This window comes from Streptomyces sp. NPDC054866 (assembly GCF_053610745.1).
In genome coordinates, this window is record NZ_JBSGZA010000004.1 from 518,053 (window position 1) to 533,721 (window position 15,669).

The following is a 15,669-nucleotide window of genomic DNA, read 5'->3' on the forward strand; positions in this document are numbered from 1 at the left end:
TGCGCGCCGAACGTCGCTGTGACTAGCCTGTGTTCGTCATATCGATCGTTGGCCGAAGTTTCGGACGAAGCTCTCGGACGCACGGGGTGGGAGGCCGACCATGGGACGACTCGTTCCCGCGGTGACCAGGGCACTGGACATACTGGAGCTGTTCCTGGAGGGCGACGTGACACTGTCCGCCCCCGAGGTCACCCGCAGACTCCAGCTGCCGCGGACCACCGTGCACGAACTGCTCACCACCCTCGCCGCCCGCTCGTACCTTGTCCAGATCCCGGACCAGACGGGCCGCTACCGCCTCGGCGTACGCGCCTACCAGCTCGGCAGCCGGTACGCCGAGCAGCTGGATCTGGCCGCCGAGGGCCAGCAGGTGGCCCGCGAGGTCGCTGAGACCTGCGACGAGACCGTCCACGTGGCGGTCCTTGAGGACACGGACGTCATCTACATCGCCAAGGTGGACTCCACGCACGCCGTGCGCATGGTCTCCGCCGCGGGCCGCAAACTGCCCGCCCACTGCACCTCGGTCGGCAAGATGCTGCTCGCGTCGCTGCCCCCGACCGAGCTCGAAACCCGCCTTGCGGGACGCGAGTTGGTGGCGATGACCCAGAACAGCATCACGGAGCCGGAGGCGCTGCTCTCCGCGCTCGCCGACATCCGGGAGCGAGGAGTCGCGGCCGAGCACCGCGAGTCCAACCCGGACGTGAGCTGCGTGGCCGCCCCGGTCCGCGACAGCGCGGGCCACGTCGTCGCGGCGCTCTCCATCTCCGTGCCGATGATCCGCTGGAGCGAGCAGCGCGAGCAGGAGCTCGCCGAGCTGGCCGCCAAGGGCGCGGGCGACCTCTCGGAGCGCCTGGGCCACCGGGGCGGGCGGTGACTACTGCCTCACGCGGACTCCAGGTCCAGGAGTCGCCGCTTGGCCTCCAGGCCGCCCGCGTACCCGGTCAGTGAGCCGTCGGCGCCGATGACCCGGTGGCAGGGCCGGACGACGAGCAGGGGGTTGCGCCCGATCGCCGTGCCCAGGGCGCGGACCGCGGCGCGCGAGATGCCGAGCTGTTCGGCGAGCTTCCCGTACGTGGTGGTCGTGCCGTACGGGAGGGCGTCGAGGGCCTGCCATACCCGCCGCTGGAAGTCGGTGCCGACGCCGCTCGCGTACTCGATGTCGAAGTGCGTGAGCTTCCCGTCGAAGTACGCGCGCAGCTGCCCGGCGATCACGGTGAAGGCCTCGTCGTCGCGCACCCACCCGTCCTGGACGACGACGCCACCCTTCTGCCCCGGCAGGGACAGCGAGGCCAGCGCGATGCCGCCGTTCGCGGTGGCCGACTCCTCGCCGACCAGCAGCAGCTCGCCCAGCGGGCTTTCGACGGTCGTGTAGACGGCCTTGGCCATGATCTTGCTCATCAGATGCTCCCTGTTACCCCGGTGACTTGTCCCCGGTGACGTCCCCAAGTCTGCGGGGTGCGGGGGCGCGCGGCTGGCGGGATTCGGACGTGGCGCTCACCCGGGCGTCACGGTCAGGAGGGTGCCGCTCGTGCGGTCGGACGAGGGGCCGGTCTCCAGCAGGAGCTCGCCCGGTTCCACGACGTACTCCAGAGCGCGGTCCAGCGAGGCCAGGGTATCCGCCTCGACGACGAAGGCGACCTCGGCGTGTTCGCCGGGAGCCAGGTCGAGGCGGGCGAAGCCGCGCAGCTCACGGACGCGCGGCCAGGAGCCGGCGCCCACGACCCGGCGCACATACAGCTGCACGGTCTCCCGCACGGCACGCGCCCCCGTGTTCGTCACGGCGACCGTGCAGGTGAGCGCAGGATCGGTGACCGGAACCTCGGTGCGGGAGAGCCGGGGCTCCCCGTACTCGACGGTCGTGTACGAGAGCCCGTGGCCGAAGGCGTGCAGCGCGGTGGCGGGCTGGTCCACGTAGCCTCGGTAGCCGTGATCCTTGGCGTTGTAGAACACCGGCAGCTGCGCCGCCGAACGCGGCACGGAGACGGGCAGCCGCCCCACCGGCTCCGCGCGCCCGAAGAGCACGTCGGCGATCGCCCGCCCTCCCCACGGCCCCGGATACCAGGCGCAGAGCACGGCACCCGCCCGCCCGGAAAGCTCCGGCACGGCATGCGGACGCCCCTGGACGAGAACCACGACGACGGGCGTACCGGTGGCGGCCACGGCATCGAGCAGCGCCAACTGCCCGCCGGGGAGGGTCAGTTCGGCGAGGTCGACTCCTTCGCCGCACGTCATCCCCACCGGAGCGCCTGAGGCCACGACGGCCGCCCCGTTGCTTTCGAAGAGCGTGTCCGCCTCCCGCGCGCTCGACCCGCCGAGCACGAGTACGGCCGTATCGGCGCCCGCGGCCAGCGTCACCGCGTCCGCGATCCCGCCGCGGTCGTCGCCGACGAGATCGCAGCCCCGCGCGTACGCCACCTCGACGCCCGGCGGCGCCACCGCCCTGATGCCGTCGAGGACGGTGAGCCCGGAGCCGGGGCGCTGCGGCGCGGTGTAGTCGCCGAGCTGCTGGGGGAGCGAGTCGGCGTTGGGGCCGATGACGGCGATGCGGGGCGGATCCGCCAAGGGGAGAGCGGCACCGTCATGGCTGAGCAGGACGATGGACTCGCGGGCCAGGCGCTCGCTCAGCTCGGCCTGCCCCGTGGTCGTGGGTGCGGACTCGCCGACGTAGGGCCTCTCGAACAGACCGAGGCGGAACTTCAGCGTCAGGACGCGGGCGACCGCCGCGTCCAAGGCGTGCTCGGCGACGAGGCCCCGCTCCACCGCCTCCGCGAGCCGCGGGAAGCAGCCGTCCCACAGGCTCAGATCCGTGCCCGCGTCCAGGGCGAGCGCGCCCGCCGCCACCGGGTCTCCGGCGAGGCGTACGAGACGGTCGAGCGCGCACCCGTCGGCCATGACCAGGCCGGTGAACCCCCAGCGCTCGCGCAGGAGACCGGTGAGCAGCTCACGGTTGGCCGCGCACGGCAGGCCGTCGTACTCGTTGTACGCGGCCATGACCCCCGCCGCTCCCGCGCGGATCCCCGCACGCGCCGCGACCAGGTGGATCTCGTGGAGTTCGCGCGGGCCGAGCTCCGTGGCCGCGCTGTTGCGGCCACCGACCGTCGCGCCCTGCCCGGCGAAGTGCTTGAGCACGACCGCCGCACGGTCGGGGGCGAAGACGGCACCACCGCCCTGCATGCCCCGCACCAGCGCCTCCGTGAAGCGCGCCGCCAGGTACGGGTCCTCGCCGAAGCACTCCTCCGCGCGGCCCCAGCGCGGATCCCGGACCAGGTCGAGCGCCGAGACGAGGGCGACATGGGCGCCCCGGGCGCGCAGCTCACGGGCGGCGCCCGCCGCGGCGGCCTCGTACAGCTCCGGGTCCCAGGTCGCGCCCACCGCGAGGTTCACCGGCAGGACCGTGCCGTCCAGGGCCTGGTGGCCGTGCGGGACCTCCTCGACAAGCAGGACCGGGATGCCGAGCCGGGTGCTCGACATGACGTGCCGCTGCACCGAGTCGGCGACCCGCGCCGCGTCGGCAGCGGTGATGCCGTCCGCGAACGTCACCCCCGACCACGGGTCGGCGCGCTGCAGTCCGTACAGCGCGCCCATCCCGTCGAACGCGGCGACCTCGGCACGGAAGGCGTCCGTCAGGCGGTGGCCGTCGGGCGTTCGGGCGTAGGCATCCCAGCCGTACATCCGCTGGTTGACCTGGCCCACCTTCTCGGTGAGCGTCATCCGGGAGAGCGGGTCGCGCACCCGGTCCGCGACCGGAGCGTCCGCGTCCCGGTACAGCGGCGCGCTCATCGCTGCTGAAGGACGCGCACGCCGAACGGGGCGAGCCGTACCTCCTCCACCGCCTCACCCGTCTCCAGGTCGTGCAGCGAACCGTTCACCGCCGGGCGCACCGCCAGCTCCTCGTCCGACTGGCTGACCAGCCACACGAACCGCCGCCCGTCCTCGTGCACCAGGACGTCCGCCGAGACGTACGGGTTGTCGACCGTCACCGGCCGCTGCACACCCGCCAGTTGAGCAAGCGCCGCGTAGAGCCGGTGCGTCTGCTCCGGGTTGACGCGGGCCGTGCGTGCGGCCATGTGCTCCAGCGGGTAGGTGGCGAGGACCGTACGGCCGCGCCCCGTCTCGTGGACAAGCAGTGCCGGGCGGCCGTGCGCGTCCTTCGCCACGACCCGCGCCCCCGTCGGGACGACCGGCAGATAAGCGCGGCTGTCCTCGTTCCCCGCCACCGGGAAGCGCAGCGTCTCGCCTGCCGCGATGCCGCCGAACTCCTCCGTGAAGGTCAGGTCCAGGACGTCGTCCTCGATGGGTTCGGCCACCCCGTACGTGAGGTGCAGCTCGACCCCGAAGAGCCCGTCCAGGTCGTCGAACCACGGGCCGCGCGTCCCCGGGTGCTCGCCGGAGCAGAACGACAGGTACACGGTGGCGCCCTCACGAGCCCGCTGCTCCAGCTCGCGCCGCGTCCGGGTCGTCAACTGCCGGGTGGACGGCAGGAGATACAGCGCCGCGTCCCCGGCGATCCCGTCCGCCTCCCGCGTGAGGGCCACCGGGAGATCGGCCCCGCGCGCGGCGACGTACCCCTGATGCAGTGACGTGAAGATCAGGGGCCGGTCGGCGGGGCGGCTGTAGGGGTAGCCGCGCTCAAGGAACGCGGGCACGACGAGCGCCGCTTCCGCGTCCGAGCGGCGGCAGCGCGCGAAGTCCACCTGCCCCAACACGCGGGAGAAGGCGGCGAGTTCGACGAGCGGGGCCTTCGGGGCGCCGGTCCTGTCCGTGATGCCGAAGTGCATCTCGAAGGGGTGGTGGTCGTACGGCGACTGGTCCCACAGGTCGTCGTAGTCGGTGTTGTTCCAGGCTATCCAGCCCGTCGCGCCGCCCAGGAGGGAGTTGTGGAGCGTCTGGCGGTAGTAGATTCCCGCGTTCTCGGCCGACACGGTGTCCGTCGAGAGCCCGAACTCTTCCAGAACCACCGGCTGTTCGGTGACCGCGGCCAGCTCGCACTCGAACGCGGCACGGTAGTGCTGACGTACGCGATCCGTGTCGGAGCGGTACACGTGCGGGCCCACGAAGTCGACGTACTCGGCGGTGTCCCGCAGCGAGAAGCCGTTGTCGCGGCCCGTCACCTCGATGCCCCACGCGCCGTCGCCGAGCGACACCGGCTGCGTGCCGCCCGCCGCGCGCACCGCGTCGCACATGAACTGCGCCCAGGCGGTGACGACATCGCTGGAGGGCGGGTCCACCTGGTAGACGCGGCCGTAGCCCGGCATCTCGTTGGTGATGAGCCAGCCGGTGACCGCCGCGTGGTCCTTGAAACGGCGCGTCATCTGCGACACGAACCACGCCTGGCGCCCGACCAGCCACACGTCCTCGTAGAGGTCGCGGCCCCCGCGCCACGCCGGGTCCCAGTTCTCGCCGGACATGTGACCGACGATGAAGGTGGGAACCGTGCCCATCCCCAACTCGGTGTGGGCATCGAGGAAGTCACGGAAGCGCTGGCACAGCTCCTCGTCGATGCGGTGCGGCTCGGGGTGGAAGTCCGGCCAGTAGAAGAACGAGCGGGTCATCGTCAGACCGTGCTCGCGCAGCACGGACAGTTCCTCGCGGACCGTCTTCGGGTCGTAGTTCCGCCACATCAGCGGACCGCCGGTGCGGGACCAGAAGTTGGCGCCTATCCAGGGCAGGACGGCGGAGTCATGGGTGAGCTGGGCGCTGTGGCGTCGCATGGGGGTACTCAGGTCTTTCCGTACGGGGGTGGAGAGGTGATCGGGGGTGCGCGCGAGGCAGTCGGCGTCAGCCGGCCGCCGGTCCCGTCGACTCGCGCACGACCAGCCGCGGCCGGTCGTCGAGCGCCACGGGAGGCACGTCCTCGCCGCACTGCGCGAGCAGCGCACGCGCGGCGGCCGCGCCGACCCGCTGCACCTGCTGGTCGACGGTCGTCAGACGCGGATGCAGCCAGCGGCCGACGGGGAGGTTGTCGTAGCCGATCACGGACAGGTCGTCCGGGACGCGCAGTCCGGCGCGCTGGGCCGCGCCGATGCCGCACACCGCCATCGAGTCATTGGCGTACATGACGGCGGTGGGGCGCTCCGCCATGCCGAGCAGCTCCTCGGTCGCGGCGACGGCCGCCGCCTCGGAGAAGTCGGTGCTCAGGACGGCTGCGGGCTGGGCTCCCTTGAGTTGCAACGTCTCTTCGAAGACAGCGCGGCGCAGCCCTGTGTGCAGCAGCTCGCCGGGACCCGACACATAGGCGATGCGCCGGTGACCGAGCTCCAGGAGGTGGTCGACGGCTTCGTGTATGCCGGCGCCCTGGTTGCCCAGGCCCACGGTGGGCACGGGCGCGTCCGGGTGGGGAGCGCCGAGCAGCACGGCGGGCAGACCGAGGCCGCGCAGGAGCGGCGGGCGGGGGTCGTCGGCACGGGCGTCGGTCAGGACGGCGCCGTCGACGCGGCCCTCGGCGGCCAGCCGTTCGTACAGCGCGCTCTCCTCGGCCACATCCGCGACCAGATGGAGCAGCAAGCCGTAGCCCCGCGGCGCCAGTTCGCCCTCCAGACCGGTGATCAGCTCGCTGAAGTGCGGGTCCGCGCCGAGCACGTCGGTGGGTCGGCGCACGACAAGGGCGAGCGTCCGGGTCCGCGCGCTGCGCAGCGCCGTCGCCGTCGCGCTGGGCGACCAGCCGAGCTCGGCGGCGGCGTCCAGGATGCGCCGCCGGGTCGCCTCGGAGATACGGCCCTTGGCGTTGAAGGCCTGCGAGACGGCGGCCGTGGAGACCCCGGCAGCCGCGGCGACCGCCTTGATCGTGGGACGCCCGCCGCTGTCCCTCTCCCTACGGGATGCTTCCGACCCGCTCACATCTTCACCGCCCCACTGACGAGGGCCTGCTGCATCCGCTTCTGCAACACCGTGTAGACGGCCCATACCGGTACGAGAGTCAGTACCGTACCGGCGGTCAGCACCCCGTAATCCGTCCCCGTCAGGGACTTGAGGGTGGGCAGAGCGACCTGCACGGTGCGCTGGGACGGGTCGGGGCCGACGATCACGAGGGAGTACAGGTACTCGTTCCAGAACGTCAGGAAGTTCAGGAGCAGCACCGTCGCGATGCCGGGCAGACACATCGGCGTATAGACGTGCCGAAGGACCGCGAACGTGGAGGCACCGTCCATCCGCGCCGCCTCCTCCATCTCCTTGGGAATGGTCCGCATGAACTGCACGAGGATGACCACGGACAGCGGCATCGCGGTGGCGGGCAGGAAGAGCACCATGAACAGGCGGGTATGGAACAGACCGGTCGCCGCCGCGAGCAGGAACGTCGGGAAGAGCGCGGCGAACGTCGGGATGAGGAAGCCCAGCGAGAAGACCTTCTCCACGAACGCCCCGAGCGGGCCCGTCGCGCGGGCGATCGCGAACGCCGCCGGAATCGCGAGCGCCAGCGTCAGGGCGAGCGAAAAGGCCGTCACCAGAGCCGAGTTGACGACCGCGAGCCCCAGATCGGCGCTCTCGAAGGCCGTACCGAAATTACCGAAGGACAACGACGTGGGGAGGGAGAAGGGGCTCGCGAAGATCTGCTCGTTCGTCTTGAAGGCGGAGGCGAGCAGATAGTAGAGGGGGACGACGAGCAGCGCCGCGTACGCCCACGCCAGGATGTGCGCGGGCAGCCAGGACTTTCCGTGTTTCGGGGTTCTCAAGGTGACCGGCTCCAATCGGGGTCCACCGGGGGCAATCCGGGGTCGTGCGGCGTCAGTAGTTCTGGCGGAACACGCGGCGGATGGTGAGCAGACCGACGAGGCCGACCAGGAAGAGGATCACGCCGACGGTCTGGCTGTAGCCGAGGTCGGCCGCGATGAACGCCTTCTGGTAGACGAGGAACGACAGCGTGGTCGACGAACTGCCGGGCCCGCCCTGCGTGAGCAGCAGGACGTGCTGGGCCGACCCGAAGAACGTCCAGAGGAACTGGAGCATCGTCACCACGCCCACGTACTCGCGGATGACCGGGAAGTGCACGCGCCACATCGTCCGCCAGTGCCCGGCACCGTCCAGCTGCGCCGCCTCGCCGATCTCCTCGGGCACACTGCCGAGCCGCGCGGCGAACAGGACGGCGGTGAAGCCGATGCCGCCCCAGATGTCGAGCACGATCAGACAGAGCAGCGCCGTCGAGGGAGAGGCCAGCCAGGCGTCGGTCATCGAGCCGAGCCCCACCGACTTGAGCGCGCCGTTGACCAGGCCGTCGGGGGAGAGCGCGGCGTAGAACACCATCGCCTTGGCCGGGGTGGAGATCAGGCCGGGGATGAAGAGGAGGTAGCGCAGGACGCGGTGTCCCGGCGGCTTCTGCGCCACGTAGTAACCCAGCATGTACGCGCACACGATCATGATCGGCAGTGCGACGGCCAACTGGACCGCCGTATTGCGCACGGCGTCCCGGAAGACCGGGTCGTCGAGGACCGTACGGACGTTGTCGAACCCGGCGAACGACACCGGCTGGAGCATGCCGGGCCAGCGCAGGGCCGCGATCACGAAGATCGCGATCATCGGGCCGACCATGAAGACCAGGTACCAGACCAGGGCCGGGACGGCGAGGATCGTGCCGCCCTCGCGGCGGCGCTTGCGGGCAGGGGGCTCGGCGGGCGCGGGGCGGACCTCGGTCCCGCCCGGCGCCGACGTCATCGTCGTCATCGCTGGTGACTCCCAAGAGGCTCGGGCGGGCGGCTCATGCGGTGCGGTACGCGGCTTCGAGAACGGAGCGCACCTTGGCGGGGCTCGTGCCGCGCGTGAACGCCGTACTCGTCGCCGTGATCAGCGGCTGCGTCGCGGCCGGCGGGACGTAGAGGTCGGGCAGGAGGGCCTGGCTGACGTCGGTGCCGAGCTTCTGCGCCTCGGCGACGAGCGGGAAGTCCGTGCTGAGGACGTCGGAGCGCAGAGCCATGTCGCGGCCGCTCTCCTTGATGAAGCGCGCGACGGTGTCGGGGCGGTACATGAAGCGCAGGAACTTCTCGACGGCGTCCAGCTTCTTCGTGCCGTTCGGGCTGATCCAGAAACCGATGAGGGTGTACGTCCGCAGGATCGTCGGCTTGGTGTGTGCGGCGTCCGGCGCGAGCGGCCAGCCGCCGACCTCGGTGTGCCGGGCGATCTTCTCCGGAACCTTGGCGAGCGCCGAGGACATCGCGGACTCGATGGCGGCGGCCTCGGTGTTGAACTGCGTCGTCATCGTGTCGGAGGTCAGGCCCTGCGCCTTGTCGGCGAAGACGCCCGCGTCACGCAGGGCGGTGAAGTACTCGATGCCGTCGCGGGCGCCCCGGCTGCCGCTGAAGTCGCCGCTCGTGAACACCTTTTGCGCCTCGTCGGGGGAGAGGAAGGTCTGGATGATCTGGGCGAGGAGCTTCTGTCCCGTCCAGTCGTTGCCGCCGACGGTCACCGGCGCGATGCCCTTGGCGCGGAGCTTGCGGGCGGCGGCGATCAGCTGGTCGCCGGTGGTGGGGATCGCGTCGACACCGGCCCTGCCGAGCAGCGCGGTGTTGTAGGCGACCGGCCAGTTGGTGGCGAAGTACGGGAAGGCCCGAAGCCGCCCCTTGCCGTCGGTCCAGGCGTCGAGGGCGATGGGCAGGACGCGCCCGCGCAGCCCCCAGTCGTCCAGGTAGCCCTTGACATCGACGGTTGCCCCGACCTCGGTCCAGGCCAGCGTCTTGTCGTAGAGGTTCACCATGACGACGTCCGGCTCCTTGCGGGCGAGCCGTGAGGTCTCGTAGACCTGCGCGAGGTCGTCACCGTTGACCAGGTTCTTCACCTTCAGGCCCGGATTCTCGTCCCGGAAGGTGTTCAGGGCGGCGAGGTACGTGGGCGAGCCCGGCGCTGTGGTGCCGAGCTGGCTGTGCACCACGAGCGTGTCGGGATCGGAGTCCGCCGAGGCCAGCGTGGAACAGCCGGCGACGGCGGGCAGGGTGGTGGCGGCGGCCAGGCCTGAACCTGCGGCGATGAAGCCGCGCCGACTCATCGTTGAGCGCACAGCGGGATGTCTCCAACCAGGGTGATGACAACCAGAGGAACCAGGGCGGTTAATCGATATACCTGCGGGGGTGCGAGGAGCGTAGGAGTGCTTCGTTGAATGGTCAATCCCCTGTTGCACAGAGTGAATCTTCGGGCGAATCGGCCAAAAAGGCCGCTTGGGGGTGTGCTGTTCCGAAGTGGCGCCCGCCACCTCTTTATGCAACTAGTTGCACAAGGGGTCGGCGTCCTCTAGAACTGTCCTGACGACACACCGCGTACGGAGGCCCCGCATGAGCCGCTACCCGAACCTGCTGAACCCCCTGGACCTGGGCTTCACCACCCTGCCCAACCGGGTCCTGATGGGCTCCATGCACGTGGGCCTGGAAGAGGCACCGGACGGCTTCCGGCGGATGGCGGAGTTCTACGCGACCCGTGCGCGCGGCGGTGTCGGCCTCATCGTCACGGGCGGCATCGCCCCGAACGAGCTCGGCCGCCCCTGGGACGGCGGTGCCAAGCTGACCGCCGAGGCGGAGGCCGAGGAGCATGCGGGCATCACGGCCGCCGTGCACGCCGAGGGCGGCAAGATCGCCATGCAGATCCTGCACTTCGGGCGGTACGCCTACCACGAGGGCCTCGTCGCGCCGAGCGCGATCAAGGCGCCGATCAGCCCCTTCGTGCCGCGCGCCCTTGAGGACGACGAGGTCGAGCAGACCATCGAGGACTTCGTGCGCGCCGCAGAGCTCGCCAGGCTCGCGGGCTACGACGGCGTCGAAGTCATGGGCTCCGAGGGCTACTTGATCAACGAGTTCATCGCGGCCCCCACCAACCAGCGCGAGGACCGCTGGGGCGGCGCCTACGAGAACCGCATCCGCTTCCCCGTCGAGATCGTCCGTCGCATACGCGAGCGCGTCGGCGCGGACTTCATCATCATCTACCGCCTCTCCATGCTGGACCTCGTCCCCGGCGGCTCGACCCTCGAAGAGGTCGTCCACCTCGCCAAGGAGATCGAGACCGCGGGCGCCACGATCATCAACACCGGAATCGGCTGGCACGAGGCGCGCATCCCCACCATCGCGACATCGGTGCCGCGCGGCGCGTACACCTTCGTCACGAAGAAGGTCATGGGCGAGGTCTCCGTACCGCTCGTCACCACCAACCGCATCAACACCCCGGAGATCGCCGAGCAGTTGCTCGCCGACGGCGCCGCCGACATGGTGTCCCTGGCCCGCCCGCTCCTCGCCGACCCCGACTTCGTCGCCAAGGCGAAGGCCGAGCAGTCCGACGCCATCAACACTTGCATCGGCTGCAACCAGGCCTGCCTCGACCACACCTTCAACCTGCAGATCACCTCCTGCCTGGTGAACCCGCGCGCCTGCCACGAGACCGAGCTCGTCCTCGCGCCGACCCGCCACAAGAAGCGCGTCGCGGTCGTCGGCGCGGGCCCGGCAGGCCTCGCCTTCGCGGTCTCGGCGGCCGAACGCGGCCACGACGTCACGCTCATCGACGCGGCCTCCGAGATCGGCGGCCAGCTCAACGTCGCCCGCAGGGTCCCCGGCAAGGAAGAGTTCGACGAGACCCTGCGCTACTTCCGCACCCAGCTCGAACTGCACGGCGTGGACGTCAAGTTGAACACCCGCGCCACCGCCCGGTACCTCGCGGAGGCGGCGTACGACGAAGTGGTCGTCGCCACCGGAGTCACCCCCCGCACCCCCGAGATCCCCGGCATCGACCACCCCAGCGTGGTCGGCTACCTCGACGTGCTGCGCGACAGCGCGCCCGTGGGGGAGCGGGTCGCGATCATCGGCGCCGGCGGCATCGGTTTCGACGTCGCCGAGTACCTCACCGACAGCGGCGACAAGGCGAGCCTGGACCCGGCGACGTACTTCCGGCAGTGGGGCGTCGACATGGACTACAAGGACCGCGGCGGCCTGACCGCGCCCGACCGCCCGACCCCGCCGCGCTCCGTGCACCTCCTGCAGCGCAAGACGTCCAAGGTCGGCCAGGGCCTCGGCAAGACCACGGGCTGGATCCACCGCACCGAGCTGCGCCACCGCGGCGTCACGATGGTCGCGGGCGCGAGCTACGACCTCATCGACGACGCGGGCCTGCACATCACGGTCGACGGACAGTCCACCGTCATCCCCGTCGACACGGTCGTCCTCTGCTCGGGACAGGACCCGCGCCGCGACCTGTACGAGGAGCTCCTCGCCGCCGGGCACAGCGCGCACCTCATCGGGGGCGCGGACGTGGCGGCCGAGCTGGACGCCAAGCGCGCCATCAAGCAGGGCACGGAGCTTGCCGCGGCCCTGTGACGCCCATGGCCCCGTGACGCCGGGCGCCCGCTCCGGACGCCGTACCTAGGATGGCCGCCATGTCACTCCCGCACGCGATCCTCACCGCCCTACTGGAGAAGCCTTCGTCGGGGCTCGAGCTCACCCGCAGGTTCGACAAGTCGATCGGCTACTTCTGGTCGGCCACGCACCAGCAGATCTACCGCGAGCTGGGAAAACTGGAGCGGGACGGGGCCATCCGCGCCCTTGAGCAGCAGCAGGCGACCCGCGGCCAGAAGAAGGAGTACGAGGTCCTGCCCGCGGGCCGCGCCGAGCTGGCCCGCTGGACCGCCGCGAGCCAGGACCCCAAGCCGCTGCGGGACACGCTCCTGCTGCGCCTGCGGGCGGCGGCGGTCGTCGGCACGGACGGCATCGAGGCGGACCTGCACCGCCATCTCGCCCTGCACAGGCGGCAGTTGGCCGAGTACGAGGAGATCGAGAAGCGGGACTTCCCGCCGGGGAAGGACGCGGTGGAGGACCGGCTGAGGCACGTGGTGCTGCGGGCCGGGATCGATCTGGAGACGTTCTGGACGCAGTGGCTGGAGCGGACGCTGGAGGAGCTCGGGGCGCCGGAGGCCTGATGCCTGAGGCTTGATGCCTGAGGCTTGATGCCCGAGGTCTGATGCCCGAGGGCTGACGCTCGTGTGAACGACGGCTGCCGCCGGACCGACCTGAGTCGGGACCGGCGGCAGCCGCTTTCTCGTGGCTCTGGATCAGAGCCGGTGCTGTGCCCCGCGGCGACGCAGGTACCAGGCGCCGCCACCGCCCGCGGCCAGGACCACGAGGGCCCCGCCCGCGGCGAGCGTGAGGGTGCCGTAGTCCTCGCTGCCGCCCCCGAGTCCGCCCCGGACGCCGCGCGGGGGCGCCGTCGTGGAGCGGGTGGTCGGCGATGCTCCGACGGTGACCGTCTGTGAACCGGCTGTCGTACCGTCCTCGCAGATCACAGCCACCGTGTGCATGCCGGTGCTGACGTTCTGCCAGGAGGCGCTGCCGCCCGTCAAGGCCACTTGCCTGCCTTGGGCGAAGCTCGCCTGACCGTTGCTCATCAGCGAGGCTTCGCCTCCGTCGGGACAGGCCGCCGTGGTCACCGTGACCGTCGATCCCGTGGCGGTCACCGTGATGCCTCCGGGGGCGGCGAACGCCGACGGAGCGGTGAGTGCCAGCGGAAGCGCAGCTGCGGCGGCGATGGTCAGGCCGGAGCGGACGAGTATCTGAGTAGTGCGCATGAGTCTGCCCTCCGGTGGCACGGGATGCGGCACATCCCATGCGCCGCCGGGGGTCGGGGAGCGCCCGTGCTACCTGCCGACGAGCCAACGCGCCAATCTCCCCGGCCGCATGCGGACAGCCACCGGGCAGGTGACGGAATCCTTCGTACGGCCGACAGCTGATGAGCGGCCCGCGGCTGACCCGGCTGCCCCGGCTGACCCGGCGTCAAGGGAGCCGGCCGGTGGTGACCGTCCGTTCGGGGGAGTAGCCGCCCCAGGTCCCGTCCGGGAGCTTGGCCCGGAGCTTCACGCGGTGGGTGTCACCGGCCTCCTTGCCCACGTAGAAGCTGTGCGTGGCCTTCTTCCGGGGCGCTGTACCGCCGAACACCAGCGAGGTGGCGTTCTTCCCGTCCAGGTGGATCTGATACTCCGCCACCGCGCCGCCGGTGTGCGGCGGCGTCCACGCCAGGTCGATGTAGTACGCCCCGTCGGCCTTGTGCGTCGTGGCGCGGAAGTCCGTCGGCGCCGTGCCCCGCCCGTCGTCCCGGCCCGCCGCCGTGGTGAGAGAGACGGCGCGGCTCGCGGGAGACGCGTTGTCGGCCGCGTCGAGCGCCTTGACGGTGAAGCGGTAGTCCGTGCCCGGCCGCAGCCCCGTGACCAGGGTCCGGTGCTCGCTCCCGCCCACACTGTGGATCTTCGACGTCCCCTGATAGATCTCGTACGAGGCCACCCCCTGGTCGTCCTTCGACGCGCCCCAGGACAGCGTCACCGCCCGGCTCCCCTCGACCGTGCCCCGCGGTGCGCCGGGCCGGGAGGGCGGCTTGCTGTCCGCGGTGGCCGCGGCGGGCGTGGTGACCGTCAGCTTCTTGCTGGCCGGACCGACGTTCCCCTCGGCGTCGCGGGCGCGGACGGTGAAGGTGTAGGCGGTGGAAGGCTTCAGGCCGACGACGTCCACCATGTGCTTGCCGCCCGGCACACGCTCGACCCTGGTGGCGCCCCGGTACACGTCGTAGCCGGTGACTTCGGTGTCGTCCGTCGCCTGGTTCCACATGACGTGGGCGGTGGTGGCGCTGCCCGCCTGGACCGTGACGCCTCGGGGGGCGGCAGGGGGCGCCACGTCCTTCGTGTCATCGCCGCCGCTCCATGCGCAGGCGGTGAGAGTGCAGGCGGTGACGGTGAGAAGGGCGGGGAGGCGGGTGAAGCGGGTGGACAGGTGGGGGGTCCGTCGCACGGTCGTGCCTTCCACTCGGGCGGCATTGGTCCGGACCTATTTGACACAGGTGTCGGGTGCACATCAAGGGGTGCGCGTGACGTGAAGGGGCGCGCGTGCACCGTCCGGACCTTGAGCAGTGGCCGGGCCGGGCGACTCGGGACAGATTGGGGTGTCTGTCCGTCAGTTTCCTCTTGGGGAAGGTCTCTTCTCGTGCGTACCAGAACCGCGGCGCTCGCCGCCGTCGCCACAGCCGCCCTGCTCGGCCCCGCGTCCCAGCCCGCGTCGGCGTATCCGCAGGAGAGCGAGCCGAGCACCAAGTCGGCTGAGGGCGAGGGGAGTTCAGTCGCCCCGGCCCGCCAGGAGGGAACCGTGTCCGCTGCCGCCCTCCTGGCCAAGGTCGCAACCTGTCAACAGGTCTCTCGCGGCAAGTACCGGACGGACGACGGAGCCCCCGCGAACATCCCCGTCTGCGGCAAGCGGGGCGCGGTGTTCTGGAAGGCCGACATGGACATCGACTGCGACGGCCGGCCGGGCAAGGCCTGCAACCGGCGCACGGACCCCCTGTTCCAGGACGCCACCGCGTTCCAGGAATCCAACGGCCGCCAGCTCAGCGCGGAAACCCTCCCGTACGTCGTCGTGCCGGGCGCGAGCCACCTCTGGAGCCACACGAAGCACGGCATCACCGGCGGCTCGGTGGTCGCCGTGATTCATGGGGGCAAGGTCCTGTACGCCGTCGTCGGCGACACGGGACCCACCGACCTCATCGGCGAGGCGTCCTACGCGGCGGCGAAGTCGCTCGGCATCAGCCCCGACCCCAGGTCGGGCGGCACCGGCGCGGGCGTCACCTACATCGTCTTCGACGGCCCCAAGGCGTCCCCCATCGAGGACCACCGGGCCGCGGTCACCCGAGGCGACGCGCTGGCCCGGAAGTTCCTCCTCCAGAACTGAACGCCCAGAACCG

Annotated in this window: 13 protein-coding genes; 4 read left to right on the forward strand and 9 right to left on the reverse strand. The window is 71.1% G+C overall.

Going from position 1 to position 15,669, the window contains the following annotated elements; translation table 11 throughout:
- Window positions 1–100 precede the first annotated feature (100 nt).
- Entirely contained in the window at window positions 101–871 is a 771-nt protein-coding gene (locus ACWGI2_RS23050; RefSeq protein ID WP_453697307.1) for an IclR family transcriptional regulator, read from the forward strand.
- Window positions 872–879: 8 nt separating this feature from the next.
- On the opposite strand, the gene ACWGI2_RS23055 is transcribed toward ACWGI2_RS23050, so the two are convergent.
- The 7 genes from ACWGI2_RS23055 to ACWGI2_RS23085 all read right to left on the reverse strand — a co-directional run bounded on the left by ACWGI2_RS23055 (window position 880) and on the right by ACWGI2_RS23085 (window position 9,979).
- Complete coding sequence (locus tag ACWGI2_RS23055; RefSeq protein WP_453697309.1) at window positions 880–1,395, reverse strand: methylated-DNA--[protein]-cysteine S-methyltransferase; 516 nt, start codon at window positions 1,393–1,395, stop codon at window positions 880–882.
- A gap of 96 nt (window positions 1,396–1,491) precedes the next feature.
- Window positions 1,492–3,777, reverse strand: coding sequence for a glycoside hydrolase family 3 N-terminal domain-containing protein (locus ACWGI2_RS23060; protein ID WP_453697311.1), 2,286 nt, complete (start codon window positions 3,775–3,777; stop codon window positions 1,492–1,494).
- Complete coding sequence (locus tag ACWGI2_RS23065; RefSeq protein ID WP_453697313.1) at window positions 3,774–5,708, reverse strand: cellulase family glycosylhydrolase; 1,935 nt, start codon at window positions 5,706–5,708, stop codon at window positions 3,774–3,776. The genes ACWGI2_RS23060 and ACWGI2_RS23065 overlap by 4 nt, the downstream gene beginning before the upstream one ends.
- A gap of 67 nt (window positions 5,709–5,775) precedes the next feature.
- Window positions 5,776–6,780 carry a LacI family DNA-binding transcriptional regulator gene (locus ACWGI2_RS23070; RefSeq protein ID WP_453697714.1) on the reverse strand — a complete coding sequence of 335 codons (1,005 nt, stop codon included), beginning with the start codon at window positions 6,778–6,780 and terminating at the stop codon, window positions 5,776–5,778.
- A gap of 50 nt (window positions 6,781–6,830) precedes the next feature.
- On the reverse strand, window positions 6,831–7,667 hold the full coding sequence (locus tag ACWGI2_RS23075) for a carbohydrate ABC transporter permease (protein WP_453697314.1): 837 nt from the start codon (window positions 7,665–7,667) through the stop codon (window positions 6,831–6,833).
- Window positions 7,668–7,719: 52 nt separating this feature from the next.
- Complete coding sequence (locus tag ACWGI2_RS23080; protein ID WP_453697315.1) at window positions 7,720–8,652, reverse strand: carbohydrate ABC transporter permease; 933 nt, start codon at window positions 8,650–8,652, stop codon at window positions 7,720–7,722.
- A 34-nt stretch (window positions 8,653–8,686) separates the two neighbouring features.
- A complete protein-coding gene (locus ACWGI2_RS23085; RefSeq protein ID WP_453697317.1) occupies window positions 8,687–9,979 on the reverse strand; it encodes an ABC transporter substrate-binding protein in 1,293 nt (430 codons plus the stop codon).
- A gap of 271 nt (window positions 9,980–10,250) precedes the next feature.
- On the opposite strand from ACWGI2_RS23085, the gene ACWGI2_RS23090 reads away from it, so the two are divergent.
- Both ACWGI2_RS23090 and ACWGI2_RS23095 read left to right on the forward strand, forming a co-directional pair.
- Entirely contained in the window at window positions 10,251–12,272 is a 2,022-nt protein-coding gene (locus ACWGI2_RS23090) for an oxidoreductase (RefSeq protein ID WP_453697319.1), read from the forward strand.
- A gap of 59 nt (window positions 12,273–12,331) precedes the next feature.
- Window positions 12,332–12,871, forward strand: a complete 540-nt coding sequence (locus tag ACWGI2_RS23095) for a PadR family transcriptional regulator (protein ID WP_453697321.1) — start codon at window positions 12,332–12,334, stop codon at window positions 12,869–12,871.
- 132 nt (window positions 12,872–13,003) lie between these two features.
- On the opposite strand, the gene ACWGI2_RS23100 is transcribed toward ACWGI2_RS23095, so the two are convergent.
- The gene (locus ACWGI2_RS23100) at window positions 13,004–13,516 is read right to left on the reverse strand and encodes a hypothetical protein (RefSeq protein ID WP_453396192.1); all 513 of its coding nucleotides are present in this window, start codon (window positions 13,514–13,516) and stop codon (window positions 13,004–13,006) included.
- Window positions 13,517–13,721: 205 nt separating this feature from the next.
- Complete coding sequence (locus ACWGI2_RS23105) at window positions 13,722–14,726, reverse strand: fibronectin type III domain-containing protein (protein ID WP_453697323.1); 1,005 nt, start codon at window positions 14,724–14,726, stop codon at window positions 13,722–13,724.
- 192 nt (window positions 14,727–14,918) lie between these two features.
- Between ACWGI2_RS23105 and ACWGI2_RS23110 the strand changes: the two genes are divergently transcribed.
- Window positions 14,919–15,656, forward strand: coding sequence for a glycoside hydrolase family 75 protein (locus ACWGI2_RS23110; RefSeq protein WP_453697324.1), 738 nt, complete (start codon window positions 14,919–14,921; stop codon window positions 15,654–15,656).
- The last annotated feature ends 13 nt before the right edge of the window (window positions 15,657–15,669 follow it).

Excerpts from the sequence above, each read along its gene's own strand:
- ACWGI2_RS23060 (WP_453697311.1), bottom strand. The coding sequence starts at position 3,777 with ATGAGCGCGCCGCTGTACCGGGACGCGGACGCTCCGGTCGCGGACCGG.
- ACWGI2_RS23050 (WP_453697307.1), top strand. The coding sequence starts at position 101 with ATGGGACGACTCGTTCCCGCGGTGACCAGGGCACTGGACATACTGGAG.
- ACWGI2_RS23090 (WP_453697319.1), top strand. The coding sequence starts at position 10,251 with ATGAGCCGCTACCCGAACCTGCTGAACCCCCTGGACCTGGGCTTCACC.
- ACWGI2_RS23065 (WP_453697313.1), bottom strand. The coding sequence starts at position 5,708 with ATGCGACGCCACAGCGCCCAGCTCACCCATGACTCCGCCGTCCTGCCC.
- ACWGI2_RS23095 (WP_453697321.1), top strand. The coding sequence starts at position 12,332 with ATGTCACTCCCGCACGCGATCCTCACCGCCCTACTGGAGAAGCCTTCG.
- ACWGI2_RS23080 (WP_453697315.1), bottom strand. The coding sequence starts at position 8,652 with ATGACGACGATGACGTCGGCGCCGGGCGGGACCGAGGTCCGCCCCGCG.
- ACWGI2_RS23055 (WP_453697309.1), bottom strand. The coding sequence starts at position 1,395 with ATGAGCAAGATCATGGCCAAGGCCGTCTACACGACCGTCGAAAGCCCG.
- ACWGI2_RS23100 (WP_453396192.1), bottom strand. The coding sequence starts at position 13,516 with ATGCGCACTACTCAGATACTCGTCCGCTCCGGCCTGACCATCGCCGCC.